The following is a 15,813-nucleotide window of genomic DNA, read 5'->3' as shown; positions in this document are numbered from 1 at the left end:
AGGTGAAGACAGATGAAACGAATTGCGGTATTGACAAGCGGTGGGGATGCACCGGGGATGAACGCGGCTATCCGTGCTGTCGTCCGGAAAGGGCATCACCACGGTTTGGATGTTATCGGTGTTCGCAGAGGTTACACAGGGTTGATTCAGGGGGATTTTGTAACGATGGATCTGGGTTCCGTCGGAGATATTATCCACCGAGGTGGAACGGTCTTATACAGTGCCCGCTCCGAGGAGTTCAAGACGCCGGAAGGGCGCGAGAAAGCCGTGGCCAACCTGAAGGAGTATGGGATCGACGGTCTGGTGGTCATCGGGGGCGACGGCTCTTTCCGGGGCGCTCAACTTTTGAGCGACCATGGATTCAAGGCAGTCGGGGTTCCAGGCACCATCGATAATGATATCCCGGGAACCGATTTTACGATTGGCTTCGATACGGCTGTCAACACAGTGATTGAGAATATCGACCGCATCCGAGATACGGCTACTTCTCACGAACGGACCTATATCGTAGAAGTGATGGGGCGAGACGCCGGAGACATCGCTCTCTGGGCGGGCCTCGCTGACGGGGCTGAATCTATCCTTATCCCTGAGGCATCCTATGAACTGGATGACATCGTGGATCGGCTCGCCCGGGGTTCGAGACGGGGGAAAAAACACAGTATCATCATTGTGGCCGAAGGAGTCGGAAGTGGCGTCGAAATCGGTCGGCAAATTAAGGAGAAGACCGGATCCGAGACCCGGGTGACTGTGCTTGGCCATATCCAGCGGGGCGGTTCACCGACGGCTTTCGACCGCGTTCTCGCCAGCCGCATGGGCGCTAAGGCCGTTGATATCCTTTTGGAGGAGAAGAGTGATCAGATGGTCGCCATCCGTAACAACGAAATCACCGGGATTGATTTTGATCAAGCTTTTTCCATGAAACATCAACCGGATATGAGCATCTACGATTTAGCCGGTATTCTTGCTATTTGAGAAAGGATGGAGCGAAGGATGCGTAAAACAAAAATCGTCTGCACCATTGGCCCAACCAGCGAAGATGCAGAAACCCTCCGACGATTGATGACGTCGGGGATGAACGTGGCGCGGCTCAATTTTTCCCATGGGTCCCATGACGAACACAAACAACGCATCGACCGGATCCGAGAAGTGGGAGCAGAGCTGGGTAAGAATATTGCCATCCTCCTCGATACCAAGGGACCGGAGATCCGAACCGGTGAGCTGAAAGTGGATGAAGTGGAACTGGTTACAGGTGAGCACTTCATTCTGACTACAGATATTATCCAGGGGGATTCCTCCCGCGTATCGGTTTCTTATAAAGGGTTGAGCCAAGACGTCCGTCCTGGTTCCACGATTCTCATCGATGACGGCCTGATCGGTCTTGAAGTAGAGGAAGTCAGCGATACGGAAATCCACTGCCTCATTAAAAACGGCGGGCCGTTAAAAAGCCGCAAAGGGGTCAATGTCCCTGGTGTTTCCGTCAACTTGCCCGGTCTCACGGACAAGGATGTAGAGGACATTCTGTTCGGAATTCGGGAGGGTGTGGATTTCATCGCCGCTTCTTTTGTCCGAAAAGCGGATGATGTATTGGAAATCCGTAGGTTGTTGGAAGATCATGATGCCAGCATTCACATCATTCCCAAGATCGAAAACCAAGAAGGCATTCAAAACCTCGATGCCATTTTGGAAGTCTCCGACGGTCTGATGGTGGCCCGTGGTGACCTTGGTGTCGAGGTCCCGGCGGAGGATGTCCCTGTTTATCAAAAGGAAATGATCCGTAAGTGTAACCACCTCGGTAAACCGGTGATTACAGCCACCCAGATGTTGGATTCCATGCAGCGTAACCCGCGCCCGACACGGGCAGAGGCTAGTGATGTGGCGAATGCCATTTTTGACGGTACGGACGCAATCATGCTTTCCGGGGAGACCGCTAACGGTAAGTATCCGGTGGAAGCGGTGCAGACGATGGACCGAATTGCATCCCGTGCAGAAGGTTCCCTTCGCTACAGGACTCTGTTCCGTGACCGGATCGAATCCCAGGAAGTTAGTATCCCCGACTCGATCAGCCAGGCGGTGGTTCATACAGCTTGGACCTTGAAATCCTCGGCAATCATCACATCCACGGAGAGCGGTCGGACAGCGCGAATGGTTTCCAAATATCGTCCCCGTGCTCCGATCGTGGCTGTTACGATGCATGAGAGCGTCATGCGTAAGCTTGCTTTGGTCTGGGGTATTTATCCGGTAAAGGGAGATGCGGTGGCCACAACGGATGAAATGTTACAGACGGCGATTACCGTAGCACTCCAGTCCGGCTATGTTCGCCATGGGGATTCGGTTGTTATCACTGCTGGCGTTCCCGTCGGCCAATCCGGCACCACGAACCTTCTCAAGGTACATGTGATCGGAGACATCCTAGCGAAGGGGCAAGGGGTCGGGAAAAAGGTGCTGACTGGACAAGTCGTGGTCGGAACGACGGCTGAGGAGATCCGTTCCAAGATGAAAAATGGCGCGATCCTGGTAACTTTTGCAACCGACCGGGACATGATAGAATCCTTTGAACGGGCCTCTGCTGTCATTGTTGAAGAGGGGGGCTTGACCTCCCATGCTGCTGTGGTCGGACTAAATATTGGGGTACCGGTAATCGTCGGTGTTCGGGACGCTACCCGCATCTTTAAGGATGGTATGCAGGTAACTGTCGATGCCGAGCGCGGACATATTTATTCCGGTCGGGCCAATGTTCTGTAAAAAGCGGGTAACAAAAAAAGCGCTGGATGCCAGCGCTTTTTTTTGACAGTAGGGGTATCGATACGTGAGGAAGGCATCAGGCCAGTGCGGCGATCTGTATCAGATAGTACGCAGACGGGGATAGATCCACCAGCGCAATTTTTTTCGCCGTGTTTTTCGCCGCCGGAGTTTCATCAGAGACAACTCCTTTCATGACTCTAGTTTTCCGTGTCTTTCCGTATTTGTACTTCTATTGTATCCGCTTCTTGGAGGTTTGGCTATTCACATTATGTGTGATTCGTCCCGGAATTATGTAACGCGCCAGCGGGATGGGCAGGGAGGTTCGTTTTCCTGCCGATTCCTTCTCCAAGTGTTCCATTCAGGGGAATGCTTAACGATCCGACGGTAACAAAGCCCGTTATTGGGGTATAATCATCTACAGAGGATCAGTCCCGCGGGGAGCTATATGCGATGATCATGAGCTGCGGAGGCATGAAGATGATCCATAAAACAACCTTTCGTGTGCGATACAAGGAAACCGATCAAATGGGACTTGTCCACCACAGCAATTACCCCGTCTGGTTTGAGGTGGGCAGGACAGAGATGATCCGTGAACTGGGACTCTCTTACGGGGAGCTGGAACGGCAGGGAATTCTCCTGCCGGTGGTCGATCTTCATTGTCGCTTTATTGCTTCGGCACGGTATGACGATGAGGTGAAAATTCTTACCCGCGTTGGAGAGGTAAGGGGTCCCAAGCTCGTTTTTCAATATGATGTGCAAAAAGCCGACACCAAAGATCTCCTCGCCCGGGGGAAGACCACCCACCTATGGGTAGATACCAGTATGAAGCGGGTTAGCTTGAAAGAAACCCATCCAAAGGTATATCAAAAACTTTCTGCGGTCGTTGTGCGGCCTGGGGATGAAGGGGAGTGAAGGAATGTTTCGCATTCTGATCCTTTTAATGATTCTCGTCCCTGCATTGGAGATTTGGGGGTTGGTCTCCATCGGAAAGGTCATCGGTTCTTGGTCGACTGTGCTCGCGGTGATTACTACCGGCATCGTCGGGGGCTGGCTGGCTCGTTGGCAGGGACTGCAGACGCTTAATTTGGCACGGGTCCAGCTAAATAATGGCGAATTGCCGGGCGATGCCATCTTGGATGGCGTTTGCATCTTAAGTGGTGGATTGTTGCTCCTCACTCCCGGTTTTTTCACCGATGCAGCGGGTCTTTTTCTTCTGATCCCCTACACTCGGGGGATCGTTAAATTATTCCTGAAGCGTTGGTTTACAAAATGGATAGGTAGCGGCAAAATCGTCTGGGTTGGGCGCAGGGAACGGTAACCTACCCTCCACAAAAAGACCTCCCTTTGCAGGGAGGTTTTTTCTTTCGGGTCAACGGTTGGTGGTCGTCTCCTTTTTAACGCGCCCTCTGACAATATATTGCCATAGATCCGTGAAGACACCAGCTCGGTGAAGGGCAAGCAGAATCACCGCGAGGACTGGGCCCACGACTAGACCCAGTACGCCTAGAAGTTTCAATCCGACGAAGAGGGCGAATAGCGTCAGGAGGGGGTCCAATCCGATATTTGTCGCCACCAGTTTTGGCTCCAGGAATTGACGGACGAGAATAAGGATCAGGTACAGGATGGCGATCCCCGTTCCTAATGGAGCAGCACCGGTGAGAAAAAGGTATAGGGACCAGGGAACCAGTACGGCTCCCACGCCGAAATAAGGGAGCAGGTCGACGGCAGCTGCCACGAGAGCGATGGTGAGGGAATACTCCACCCCCATAATTAAAAGGCCCAGCCATACGATGATTCCAGTGATGGTAATCAGGGTGAGTTGCGCTCGGACAAAACCGAACAGCGCTCTTTTTAGATCGTGGATGACCAGCCCTCCGGTTGTCCGTATACGAGCAGGAATCAACCGGTTTACTTTTTCCCGCAATCGTGGCCAGTCCAGCCCGATGAAGAAAGCTGCCAACAGGCTGAAGACGAGTACCGTCGCATAGTACGGCAAGTTGCCGAGAAACGTGCCGATCCCAGCGATGATATCCGTGATCATCTGGGAACCTTTATTGGCGATGACCCCGATGTTGTTCTGTATGCTCTTTAGAATTTCCGAGCGTTGTTCCGGATTTTTTTCCAGGTAGCCTTGAATATTATGGATCAGGTTGCTCAGTTGGTTGTTGTGATGGAACAAGGTTTCCGTAATATAGGTATTTAACTGGTTGATCCAGCCGGGTATCAGCTCGGCCAGGTGTGTCAATTCGATGACAATCTGTGAGACCAGAATGATCAGGAAGGTCAACAGGGTAGCGGCCACTAAGACCAGTGTCAGGGTTACTCCCGCCCATCGGGGAAAACGGAAGCGGCGCTCCATCCACCGGACAGCAGGTTCAGCCAACATAGCGATGGCCCACCCGATTAGAAATGGGTAAGTGAGAGGGACGGCAAATAGGAGTAGGAAATAAGCGGTTATAGCGGTGGTAACAACCAAGGCTGTACGGGCCGCGATCCACCCCGCTTCTTTGTTCAAAGGACGAGGAACCTCCTTTCACTGCGGGAAGGTGATTTTTGCCATTCTTCCCTCTATGGGTTTATTCCAACCGTATTCCAGTATTCGTATGCGTCCAGTTTATCATGATTTTCGCTTGATCCAGCGTGATGATAACGGTTTTTTTTTATGGTACACTGGAATGGGCGAAACAGGGCACGAAAGGCAGTTTCAATTGAGTAATGGAGCCGAAAGAGAAGACCCAAACACAGACGGTTCTCTTACTTCAACTTTTTTTGCAAGGCGCGCGTGGTTGCAAAAAAATTTTCGAATATGATCCAATTCTCGCAACCGTAAGCGCTTTGCCTTCATATTTATACAGATATTTCAGGCCTTTATACTCTCGGGGAGTAAAAGGACCTACCTTGTGCCCGGGGTACCACAATTTGAAGCAAAGGAGCGATTGTATGTCGGTTGCTAAAGGATTGGAGGGTGTTGTTGCTCTCACTTCCCAGGTCAGTTCGATCGTCGACGGGGTCCTCACGTACCGGGGGATTAACATTGATGAACTGGCGGAGCAGGCCAATTTCGAAGAAACGGCCTTCCTCCTTTGGAAAGGACGCCTTCCTAAACGAAAAGAACTGGACCAATTGAAAAAAGAACTGGGCGAAGAAGCAGCTATACCCGCCAATGTTCTCGAGCACTTAAAATCCTATCCGAAGGACGCTCATTCGATGGCTGCTCTTCGTACGGCAGTCTCCGCACTGGGTCTCTATGATGAAAACCCAGACGACAAGACTGTCGAGGGCAATTACCAAAAGGCGGTCAGCTTGACAGCCAAGATGCCGACGATCGTGGCGGCTCTGTTTCGTATTCGTGAAGGGTTGGAGCCTGTTGCTCCCCGTCCGGAATATGGAGTAGCCCGTAACTTCGCTTACATGCTTCACGGGGAAGAACCGTCCACTGTCGCGGTGGAGGCGATTGACCAGGCGCTGATCCTTCATGCCGACCATGAGCTGAACGCTTCCACCTTTGCTGCACGGGTCACAACTGCCACCCTGTCCGACCTCTATTCTGCCGTTACCACTGCAATCGGCGCCCTGAAGGGACCCTTGCATGGCGGAGCCAACGAACAGGTGATGCGTACCCTGGAGGAAGTGGGTAGCATCGACAGGGTCGAAGAAGTGATTGAGAAAAAACTAGCCAACAAAGAGAAAATTATGGGCTTCGGGCACCGGGTCTACAAGGATGGTGATCCCCGAGCCAAACATCTCAGGGAAATGTCTCGCCAAATGGCGGAACAAACCGGAGATAAAAAGTGGTATGAAATGTCGATTAAAATCGACGAACTCATGCAGAAGAAGAAGGGTCTTAAACCGAACGTGGATTTCTATTCCGCCTCCACGTATAACTACCTGGGTATTCCCCGGGATCTGTTCACCCCCATTTTTGCTATCAGCAGGGTGACAGGGTGGACTGCTCATATTCTGGAACAGTACGGGGATAACCGTCTGATCCGTCCCCGAGCTGAATATGTAGGGCCCACCAATCAACACTACGTACCGATTGACCGCCGGTAAAAAGAGTCCAAGGGAAAGACACAGAGAAAAAAGGGAAACGAAACATGGCAATGACCGATGATCATCGAAGGAGTGGTTCTATGGCACGGTATCAAGCCCCTGAAGCCGGAGAAAAAATCACACTGAACAACGGAGAACTCCAGGTGCCGGACAATCCGGTAATCCCTTTTATCGAAGGGGACGGTATCGGCCCGGACATCTGGGCAGCTGCCCGCCGTGTGCTCGATGCAGCGGTGGAAAAGGCGTATGATTCAAAAAAGAAAATCGAGTGGTACGAAATCTACGCCGGGGAGAAAGCTCACGATCGGTTTGGTGAGTGGCTGCCGGAAGAAACCCTGAAGGCGATCGAGGAATACTATGTGGCGATCAAAGGACCGTTGACCACACCGGTTGGTGGTGGCATTCGTTCCCTTAATGTGGCTTTGCGTCAAGAACTGGATCTTTTTGTGTGCCTTCGTCCTGTCCGTTGGTTCAACGGTGTTCCCTCCCCGGTTAAGAAACCGGAACAAGTGGATATGGTGATCTTCCGGGAAAATTCCGAGGACATCTACGCCGGAATCGAATGGGAAGCCGAGACCGAGGAAGCGAAAAAGGTTATCCGTTTTCTGCGTGAAGAGATGGGGGTTAAAAAGATCCGTTTTCCGGAGACCTCCGGGATCGGCATCAAGCCTGTTTCCCGTGAAGGGACAGAACGGCTGGTCCGGGCTGCCATCCAATACGCTCTCGACCACGGACGGAAAAGCGTCACGCTGGTGCATAAAGGAAATATCATGAAGTATACCGAGGGCGCATTTAAAAACTGGGGCTATGAATTGGCCCAGCGGGAATTCCGCGACCAGGTCTTCACCTGGCGGGACTATGATGAAGTCAAGGAGAAACATGGGGTAGATGCAGCCAACCAGGCCCAGTCCGAAGCGGAAGCCGCCGGCAAAGTGATCATTAAGGATTCTATTGCAGACGCCTTTTTGCAGCAGATCTTAACTCGTCCCGCGGAGTATGATGTCATCGCCACGCTCAATCTGAACGGGGATTATGTTTCTGACGCGTTGGCTGCTCAGGTGGGCGGAATCGGTATCGCCCCTGGTGCTAACATCAACTTTGAATCCGGCCATGCCATCTTTGAAGCTACTCACGGAACGGCGCCGAAGTATGCAGGCATGGATAAGGTAAATCCGGGTTCAGTCATCCTCTCTGGCGTTCTGATGCTGGAACATCTCGGTTGGCAGGAAGCCGCCGACCGCATTTACCGTGCTATGGATCAGACGATCAGCCAAAAGACGGTTACTTACGACTTCGCCCGCTTGATGGACGGAGCCCAAGAGCTAAAGTGTTCAGAGTTTGCGACGAAGCTGATCGAGAACCTTTAATCTACCAACGGAACCAATCGGGAGGTTACCTAACATGTCCATCCGCAGAAGGAAGATTTCTGTTATCGGCAGCGGTTTTACAGGAGCGACGACGGCCTTAATGCTCGCTCAGAAAGAATTGGGGGACGTCGTTCTCGTCGATATTCCCCAGGCGGAAGGCCCGACCAAAGGAAAAGCCCTCGACATGTTGGAAGCAAGCCCTGTTGAAGGCTTCGACTCCAATATTGTTGGGACAGTGGACTATGCCGACACCAAGGATTCCGACCTGGTGATCATCACCGCCGGAATCGCCCGGAAGCCAGGTATGAGCCGGGATGACCTGATCAGCACCAACGCTAAGGTAATGCGTTCCGTTACCGAGCAGGTGGTTAAACATTCCCCGGACTGTATCATTCTTGTTCTGACCAACCCGGTTGATGCGATGAGTTATGAAGTCTTCCGTACCTCCGGCTTTCCGAAACATCGCGTAATTGGTCAGTCTGGTGTGCTGGACACCGCCCGTTTCCGTACCTTTGTTGCTCAGGAACTGAACCTCTCTGTTGAAGACGTAACCGGCTTTGTTTTGGGTGGCCACGGCGATGATATGGTCCCTATGGTGCGTTATTCTTATGCTGGCGGGATTCCGCTGGAGAAATGGCTTTCCAAAGACCGTCTCGATGCGATCGTGGAACGAACCCGCAAAGGCGGCGGTGAGATCGTGAGTCTTCTGGGCAACGGCAGCGCTTACTATGCTCCAGCAGCCTCGCTCACGCAAATGGCGGAAGCGATCTTAAAAGACAAACGCCGTGTCCTGCCGGCCATCGCTTACCTGGAAGGGGAGTACGGATACAACGAGATGTATCTGGGCGTCCCGGTTGTCCTCGGTGGCAACGGTCTGGAACAAATCATTGAGTTGGATCTGACCGCAGAGGAAAAAGCAGCGCTGGATAAGTCAGCGGATTCGGTTCGCAAGGTTATGCAACTTTTGGACTGAAGATGATTGAAGGGCCCGGAAACGGGCCCTTGACATAGGCATAGATGAAAGCGCATTCAAAAGGACTCATCCTCAGGCGCCGGTTGGTATGGGCGCTCACTTATTGTGCCTGCCGCCGCATATAGATGGTGCAATGGCGAACCCGGCTTCGGTAGTTACACCCGTTTTTTAACGGGTGTTTTTTTGTCGATAGGAGATTGGGTCTTTACTCCTTGCACGGGAACTATATACTATGGGGGATGAATGGTACGGCGGCGTGGGAGGCTAAAATAATCCGGTTCATGGCCTTGGAAGGCTGATCGCCGCGGTGATCCAGAAGAGTTGGGAGAACCCATGGAAGCGGAGGATGGGAAGATGGACAAAAAGGTATTGGTCGTTGATGATGAACCTTCGATCGTGAAGTTGGTTCAGTTTAACCTAGAAAAAGAAGGTTATCAGGTGGCGGTAGCCGGCGACGGGGACGCGGCTCTAACAAAAGTGAGAGAGGAGCAGCCGGACCTCTTGGTTCTGGACCTGATGCTTCCCAAAGTCGATGGGTTGGAGGTTTGCAGACAGGTAAGGCGGGAGAACCGGCACTTACCGATCCTGATGCTGACGGCAAAAACGGAAGAGTTTGATAAAGTTCTCGGGCTTGAATTGGGTGCTGATGACTATATGACGAAGCCTTTCAGCCCCCGGGAGTTGACGGCCCGGGTGAAGGCTATTTTTCGGCGAATGGAAGCGGTACGGGAAACCACCGATCCCCAACCGAATCGGAAGCTGAAAGTGGGAGACCTCGTGATCGATGCCGAGGGGTATGAAGTTCGGCGGCAAGGAAAAACCGTGGATCTCACCCCTAAGGAGTTCGAATTGCTGATTTACCTTGCCAACCACCGAGGGAAAGTATTGTCTCGGGATCAGCTCTTGAACGCGGTCTGGGACTACGATTATATCGGGGATACCCGTATCGTGGATGTCCATGTCAGCCACTTGCGGGAAAAGGTGGAGGAGGACTCCCGAAACCCCGTCTACATTAAGACGGTCCGGGGAATCGGTTATAAGTTCGAAGGTCCGAAGGAAGGATGAAGTCCCTCCGTAGTCGGTTGACCTCTACATTCCTTTGGTTGATCGGCCTGTCTGTTCTCATTACCGGTATTTTCGTCGCACTCCTGCTACGAGCTTCTTATGTGGATTCCCTCAGCGATCGTATGGGTAAGGAAGGAGCGTTACTGGCTGCTACACTCAATTGGGAGGATGTCTCCCCAGGGCAGCCGAGTTTTCGGAGACAAGCAAGGCTTTTTGGCCAAACCCTCGGTACACGGGTTACGCTCATCGACAAGGATGGGAAAGTACTGGGAGACTCTCATAAAAGCCCAACCGAGATGAAAAACCTCAAGCGATATGAAGAAGTCCGGCGGGTACTAGAAGGAAAGGAACAGGGACGCTGGGAACGGGTGGCAGCGAACAACCGGTTGTATGTGTTTATCCCGGTGGATCGGGGGGGAGAACGGAAAGGTGCCGTCCGCATCTCTCTCGATCTGGAGGAGATTAACCATTCATTGCGTCAGGTATGGGTTTCGCTGACTGTGGCGTTGCTCCTGGCTTTTGGAGGGGCCGCTCTGTTCAGTTCACGTCTGGCTTCCCGGATCACCCGGCCAATTGAGGAGATCACACAGGTAGCGGTGGATATCGCCCGCAATAAGTACCACCGGCGCATTCCCGTTTACAGGCGGGACGAGATCGGTCGCTTGGCAACAGCTATCAATCGAATGGCGGCAGGGCTGCGCTATCAGTTGGAGACGATTCGCAAGAGCGAGCGGCGGCTGACTGGCGTGATCGAAACGATGGAGAGTGGCCTGTTGATGGTCGACCCGAAGGAGAGGGTTACATTAGCCAACCAAGCGATCCAGCGCTTTTTCGATCTGAAACCTTCCCAACTCTTGAACAAACCGTTGCCGGAACGACCAGTTCTTCATGATTTGAACACGCTGATCCGGCGTTGCCGGGAATCGGGAGAGACCGTTCGGGACGAACTGCATTTGTATTTTCCCAAGGAACGGATTATCGAGGCCAACCTGACCCCGATTTGGGGAGAAAAGGGGGGGATGGGCGTGGTGGCGCTCCTTCACGACATCACACCCATCCGATACCTGGAAAAGTTGCGCACGGAGTTCGTCGCCAATGTTTCCCATGAACTGAAAACACCGGTTACCTCTCTCCGTGGATTCACGGAAACCCTGCTGGACGGGGCGGCTGAAGATCCTGAGATGAGGCAAGAATTTCTAGAGATCATTCAAAACGAAAGCCTTCGGTTGGAGCGTTTGATTAGTGATCTACTGGATCTATCCAAGATTGAGTCCCGAAAAGTGCGGCTCGATTTAGAGGAGATCACCATCCACGAATTGGTTCCTCCTATCGTGAAAACGGTGGAAGAACAGATTCGAAAACGGGAGCTTTCGTTTGAGTTAAACCTGGGGAACAATTTTACCGTCCAAGTGGACAAAGACCGGTTTTCACAGGTTTTGGTCAACCTCCTGTCTAACGCCATGGCCTATACTCCCGCCGGTGGCAAGATAGGTCTGTCCGCGGGGGAGGATGAGAAATGTTGGTGGATTCGTGTTGTCGATACGGGGATTGGAATTCCGGAGGAAGATCTGCCGAGGATCTTTGAACGTTTTTACCGCGTCGATAAAGCTCGTTCTCGAGAATCGGGCGGGACGGGACTTGGTCTGGCGATTGTCAAACATTTGGTTGAAGCCCATCAGGGAACGATTCATGTTGAGAGCCAAGTGGGGAAAGGGACGACATTTACCCTTTGCTTCCCCCACTGAGAGCTCTTTTTTTTGTTTGGAAACACTCACCAGTCTGCCTTTACAAAACCTTTACAATGGATTCATTTGAAAACAAAAGTCTACCGATATAGTTAGCAGTGTTGATAGGAATTCATTAACCTATTCTCTCTAGGGGGCTACGCGCTTATGTTGAAGAAGAGTTTGACTGTTGCAGGAGCATTAGTACTCTCCCTTTCGCTGGCTGTGGGATGCCAGTCCAACGCCAATACCCAAGGTGGCGGTGAGGGCGGGGACAAGCTCTCCGGCACGATCAAGATAGACGGTTCGAGCACGGTTTATCCGATCTCCCAGGCGGTAGCTGAAGAATTCATGAAGAAACATCCTGGGGTTAACGTGACGGTTGCTCAGTCTGGCACCGGTGGCGGTTTTGAAAAGTGGACGAAGAAAGAGACCGACCTTTCGGACGCTTCTCGCCCGATCAAGGATGATGAAAAGAAAAAGGCGGAAAAAAACGGTCTGGAACCAGTGGAAATTCCAGTGGCCAATGATGGGATCACCGTGGTTGTCAATAAAGAGAACGACTTCGTCAAAGAGCTCTCCGTCGAAGATCTGAAGAAAATCTGGAAGCCGGACAGTAAGGTGAAGACCTGGAAAGATGTGAAGCCCGAGTGGCCTGACAAACCGATTAAGCTGTACGGTCCTGGTACTTCCTCCGGTACTTTCGGTTACTTCACGGAAGAGGTCGTCGGTGAAGAAGGAAAAAGCCGGACGAACTATACCCAATCCGAAGATGACAACACCTTGGTACAAGGGGTCGCCGGAGACAAATATAGCCTTGGTTACTTCGGGTACGCTTATTACGAAGAGAACAAGGATAAATTGAAGGCCGTCAAAATTGATGGGGGCAAAGGAGCTGTCGCCCCGACAGACAAGACCATCGCAGATGGTACCTACGCACCGCTTTCCCGTCCGATCTTTGTATATGCTGACAAGAAATCTCTGAACGAGAGGAAAGAGATCAAGGAATTTATGAAGTTCTACCTGACCACTGGGAAGGAATTGGTCTCTGAGGTCGGTTACATTCCTCTTCCAGAGGACCAGTATAAAAAAGGACTGGAAATGATCGAAGGAAAAAAATAAATCCCGAAAAGCAGGATTCCTAACGGGTGTGTGGTCCTATCCTCTGTCGAAGAGTGAAAGGGGCCACACTTTCCCGTGTTTACTGAAAGGAGCGCTGAATCTTATGAAAAATGGTTCCCTTGCAGCGGGCCGGTTCCGCAGGAAGCGGACCTGGCGGACGGCTTGGGAAGGGATGATCCCGAAACTATTGTTGGTTTGTGCACTGGTTTCTGTTTTTACCACGTTCGGGATTGTCTTTACCCTGTTGTTGGAAACCTCCTCCTTCTTTCAAAAAGTTTCCCTTATCGATTTTATTACGGGAACGGAATGGACTGCTCTCTTTAGCGGAACTCAGCAGAAGTTTGGCGTCCTTCCTCTGATTTCCGGCACCTTGCTCGTGACAGGTGTAGCTGCTCTGGTAGCGGTGCCGATCGGTCTCGCCAGCGCCATCTATCTGAGTGAGTATGCCCATCGTCAGGTCCGTAAAGTGGTCAAGCCCATCCTTGAGATTTTGGCCGGGGTGCCCACGATCGTCTATGGTTTTTTTGCCCTTACCTTTGTTACGCCGCTCCTACGAACATTCCTCCCGGACATGAGTGTCTTTAACGCTCTCTCTGCGGGAATTGTGGTTGGAATCATGATTATTCCGATGATCGCCTCCCTAAGTGAAGATGCGATGAACTCCGTGCCCCGTAATATCCGCGAGGCAGCTTATGCCATGGGCTCTACGAAACTGGAAGTTGCCCTAAAAGTCGTGGTGCCTGCGGCTTTGTCAGGGATTATCGCTTCGTTCGTCCTGGGACTCTCCCGGGCGATTGGAGAGACGATGATTGTGACTATCGCTGCTGGTGCCACCCCGAACATGACCTTCAACCCGACCGATACGATCCAGACGATGACAGCTTATATCGTCCAGGCGGCCACGGGAGACAACAGTTACGGTTCAATCGCTTACACATCCATCTACGCGGTGGGAATTACCCTCTTCTTGTTCACGCTGGCCATGAATCTCTTGGCTCAGTACATTTCCCGTCGCTTTAAGGAGGAGTATTGATGAGTGCGGAAGAAGTCTTGATCCGGCAAGAGAGGGAATCCGGTTCCGCCTCTCTCAGTGGGAAAACCAAGGATGCCTCCCGTGTTTCCTACCGCCGGTTTAAAAATCGATTCGCCCATGGAATCTTTCTGATCTCTACTCTCATTGGGGTTGTGGTACTGGCCTTGTTGCTTGCTGACATCTTCCAGACCGGCTGGAAGTGGGTAACCCCCTCGTTCTTTGAAAAGTTTGCCTCCCGACTACCGGAAAACGCCGGGATCAAGGCGGCTTTCTGGGGCTCGATCTGGGTGATCGGTGTAACAACCCCGTTAACATTTATCCTGGGTGTAGGTACAGCTCTCTACCTGGAGGAATACGCCCGTAAAAATGCTTTTACTCGGTTTATCCAACTGAATATCAGCAACCTGGCCGGGGTGCCCTCGATTGTATTCGGTATTCTGGGCCTCACCCTTTTTGTCCGTACCTTGGGTTTGGGCAAGTCCGTGTTGGCTGGATCGCTGACCATGACCCTATTGATTCTGCCTGTGGTGATTGTGGCTGCCCGAGAGGCGATCGCCAGCGTTCCTTCGTCCCTGCGGCAAGCCTCTTTTGCCATGGGTGCAACCCGGTGGCAGACCATCCGGAAAGTGGTGCTCCCATACTCGTTGCCGGGAATCCTCACCGGCACCATTCTGGCTCTCTCCCGTGCTATCGGTGAGACGGCCCCGCTCATCATGGTCGGTGCAGTCACCTTCATCGCTTACACACCGGGGTATGTTCTGGATAGCTTCACGGTGATGCCGATTCAAATCTACCAGTGGATTAGCGAACCCAAAGCGGTTTTCCACGAACTTGCGGCTGCCGGGATTATCGTTCTGCTTGCTCTGCTGCTCACGATGAATGCGGTCGCCATTTTCCTGCGAAACAAATTCCAACGCTAAAACGGTTAAGGAGGATTCCGATATGACGCAGGCAATGATGACGCGCCATGCGATCGAAGTGAAAGACCTGGATCTCCACTACGGAGAGAAACAGGCGCTGAAAAAGATTAACATGACGATCGAAGAAAACACGGTGGCCGCTCTGATCGGCCCTTCAGGTTGCGGAAAGTCGACCTTTCTACGCACCATTAATCGGATGAACGATATGATCCAGGGGGTCCGGATTGACGGAGTTATCACCCTCCATGGTGAAAATATTTATGACAAAACCATTGATGTTGAAGTGCTCCGCAAGGAAGTGGGGATGGTTTTTCAGGCTCCGAATCCCTTTCCGAAGAGCATCTACGATAATATTGCCTACGGACCGCGTATCCATGGTCAGAACAACCGCAAAGCGCTGGATGAGATCGTGGAAAAAAGCCTGCGCCAAGCAGCCCTATGGGACGAGGTGAAAGATCGCCTGAAGGATCGCGCCACCGGGCTTTCAGGGGGACAGCAACAGCGTCTCTGCATCGCTCGGGCGCTGGCCGTCGAGCCGGATATCGTATTGATGGATGAACCGACTTCTGCACTGGATCCCATTTCCACAGCTAAGATTGAAGAACTGATCCAAGATCTGAAGCAGCGATACACGATCGTCATCGTCACCCACAATATGCAACAAGCCGCTCGGATCTCTGACAAGACCGCGTTTTTCCTCAATGGTGAGCTGGTGGAATACAATGACACGGAGACCCTGTTCTCCAACCCGAAGGACAAGCGGACTGAGGACTATATCACCGGCCGCTTCGGTTAAGGAAAGGAGACTCCGCCC

General features: G+C 52.2%; 14 protein-coding genes. 13 read left to right on the top strand and 1 reads right to left on the bottom strand.

Translation table 11 applies throughout. The features are described from left to right. Nucleotides 1-12: 12 nt before the first annotated feature. From pfkA to ACFOUO_RS02940, 4 genes are all read left to right on the top strand, one after another. Nucleotides 13-972, top strand: a complete 960-nt coding sequence (gene pfkA / locus ACFOUO_RS02955; RefSeq protein ID WP_380701994.1) for a 6-phosphofructokinase — start codon at nucleotides 13-15, stop codon at nucleotides 970-972. 18 nt (nucleotides 973-990) lie between these two features. Continuing rightward, on the top strand, nucleotides 991-2,742 hold the full coding sequence (gene pyk / locus ACFOUO_RS02950) for a pyruvate kinase (RefSeq protein WP_380701992.1): 1,752 nt from the start codon (nucleotides 991-993) through the stop codon (nucleotides 2,740-2,742). Between the two features lie 477 nt (nucleotides 2,743-3,219). Further along, nucleotides 3,220-3,654, top strand: coding sequence for an acyl-CoA thioesterase (locus tag ACFOUO_RS02945; RefSeq protein ID WP_380701990.1), 435 nt, complete (start codon nucleotides 3,220-3,222; stop codon nucleotides 3,652-3,654). Between the two features lie 4 nt (nucleotides 3,655-3,658). Then, complete coding sequence (locus ACFOUO_RS02940) at nucleotides 3,659-4,060, top strand: FxsA family protein (RefSeq protein WP_380701988.1); 402 nt, start codon at nucleotides 3,659-3,661, stop codon at nucleotides 4,058-4,060. A 51-nt stretch (nucleotides 4,061-4,111) separates the two neighbouring features. Here the strand turns inward: ACFOUO_RS02940 and ytvI are convergent, their stop codons facing one another. Beyond that, nucleotides 4,112-5,257, bottom strand: a complete 1,146-nt coding sequence (gene ytvI, locus ACFOUO_RS02935; RefSeq protein WP_380701986.1) for a sporulation integral membrane protein YtvI — start codon at nucleotides 5,255-5,257, stop codon at nucleotides 4,112-4,114. 425 nt (nucleotides 5,258-5,682) lie between these two features. On the opposite strand from ytvI, the gene ACFOUO_RS02930 reads away from it, so the two are divergent. From ACFOUO_RS02930 to pstB, 9 genes are all read left to right on the top strand, one after another. Next, nucleotides 5,683-6,795: a citrate/2-methylcitrate synthase gene (locus ACFOUO_RS02930; protein WP_380701984.1), complete on the top strand. Its 1,113-nt coding sequence runs from the start codon at nucleotides 5,683-5,685 to the stop codon at nucleotides 6,793-6,795. Between the two features lie 80 nt (nucleotides 6,796-6,875). Next, nucleotides 6,876-8,162, top strand: a complete 1,287-nt coding sequence (gene icd, locus ACFOUO_RS02925) for an NADP-dependent isocitrate dehydrogenase (protein WP_380701982.1) — start codon at nucleotides 6,876-6,878, stop codon at nucleotides 8,160-8,162. 34 nt (nucleotides 8,163-8,196) lie between these two features. After that, a complete protein-coding gene (gene mdh, locus ACFOUO_RS02920; protein WP_380701979.1) occupies nucleotides 8,197-9,135 on the top strand; it encodes a malate dehydrogenase in 939 nt (312 codons plus the stop codon). Between the two features lie 354 nt (nucleotides 9,136-9,489). After that, the gene (locus ACFOUO_RS02915; RefSeq protein ID WP_380701977.1) at nucleotides 9,490-10,200 is read left to right on the top strand and encodes a response regulator; all 711 of its coding nucleotides are present in this window, start codon (nucleotides 9,490-9,492) and stop codon (nucleotides 10,198-10,200) included. Next, nucleotides 10,197-11,945: a two-component system histidine kinase PnpS gene (gene pnpS / locus ACFOUO_RS02910; RefSeq protein WP_380701975.1), complete on the top strand. Its 1,749-nt coding sequence runs from the start codon at nucleotides 10,197-10,199 to the stop codon at nucleotides 11,943-11,945. The genes ACFOUO_RS02915 and pnpS overlap by 4 nt, the downstream gene beginning before the upstream one ends. 147 nt (nucleotides 11,946-12,092) lie before the next feature. Beyond that, nucleotides 12,093-13,046, top strand: coding sequence for a PstS family phosphate ABC transporter substrate-binding protein (locus tag ACFOUO_RS02905; protein ID WP_380701973.1), 954 nt, complete (start codon nucleotides 12,093-12,095; stop codon nucleotides 13,044-13,046). A 103-nt stretch (nucleotides 13,047-13,149) separates the two neighbouring features. Further along, entirely contained in the window at nucleotides 13,150-14,079 is a 930-nt protein-coding gene (gene pstC, locus ACFOUO_RS02900; RefSeq protein WP_380701971.1) for a phosphate ABC transporter permease subunit PstC, read from the top strand. Then, complete coding sequence (pstA, locus tag ACFOUO_RS02895) at nucleotides 14,079-14,999, top strand: phosphate ABC transporter permease PstA (protein WP_380701969.1); 921 nt, start codon at nucleotides 14,079-14,081, stop codon at nucleotides 14,997-14,999. The genes pstC and pstA overlap by 1 nt, the downstream gene beginning before the upstream one ends. A gap of 22 nt (nucleotides 15,000-15,021) precedes the next feature. Next, entirely contained in the window at nucleotides 15,022-15,795 is a 774-nt protein-coding gene (gene pstB / locus ACFOUO_RS02890; protein ID WP_380701967.1) for a phosphate ABC transporter ATP-binding protein PstB, read from the top strand. The last annotated feature ends 18 nt before the right edge of the window (nucleotides 15,796-15,813 follow it).

It is taken from the genome of Salinithrix halophila, from assembly GCF_042650125.1.
In the GTDB taxonomy this organism is placed as follows: domain Bacteria; phylum Bacillota; class Bacilli; order Thermoactinomycetales; family DSM-45169; genus Salinithrix; species Salinithrix halophila.
Note: the sequence above shows the minus strand (reverse complement) of the source record. Positions and strands in the feature narration are given on the sequence as shown.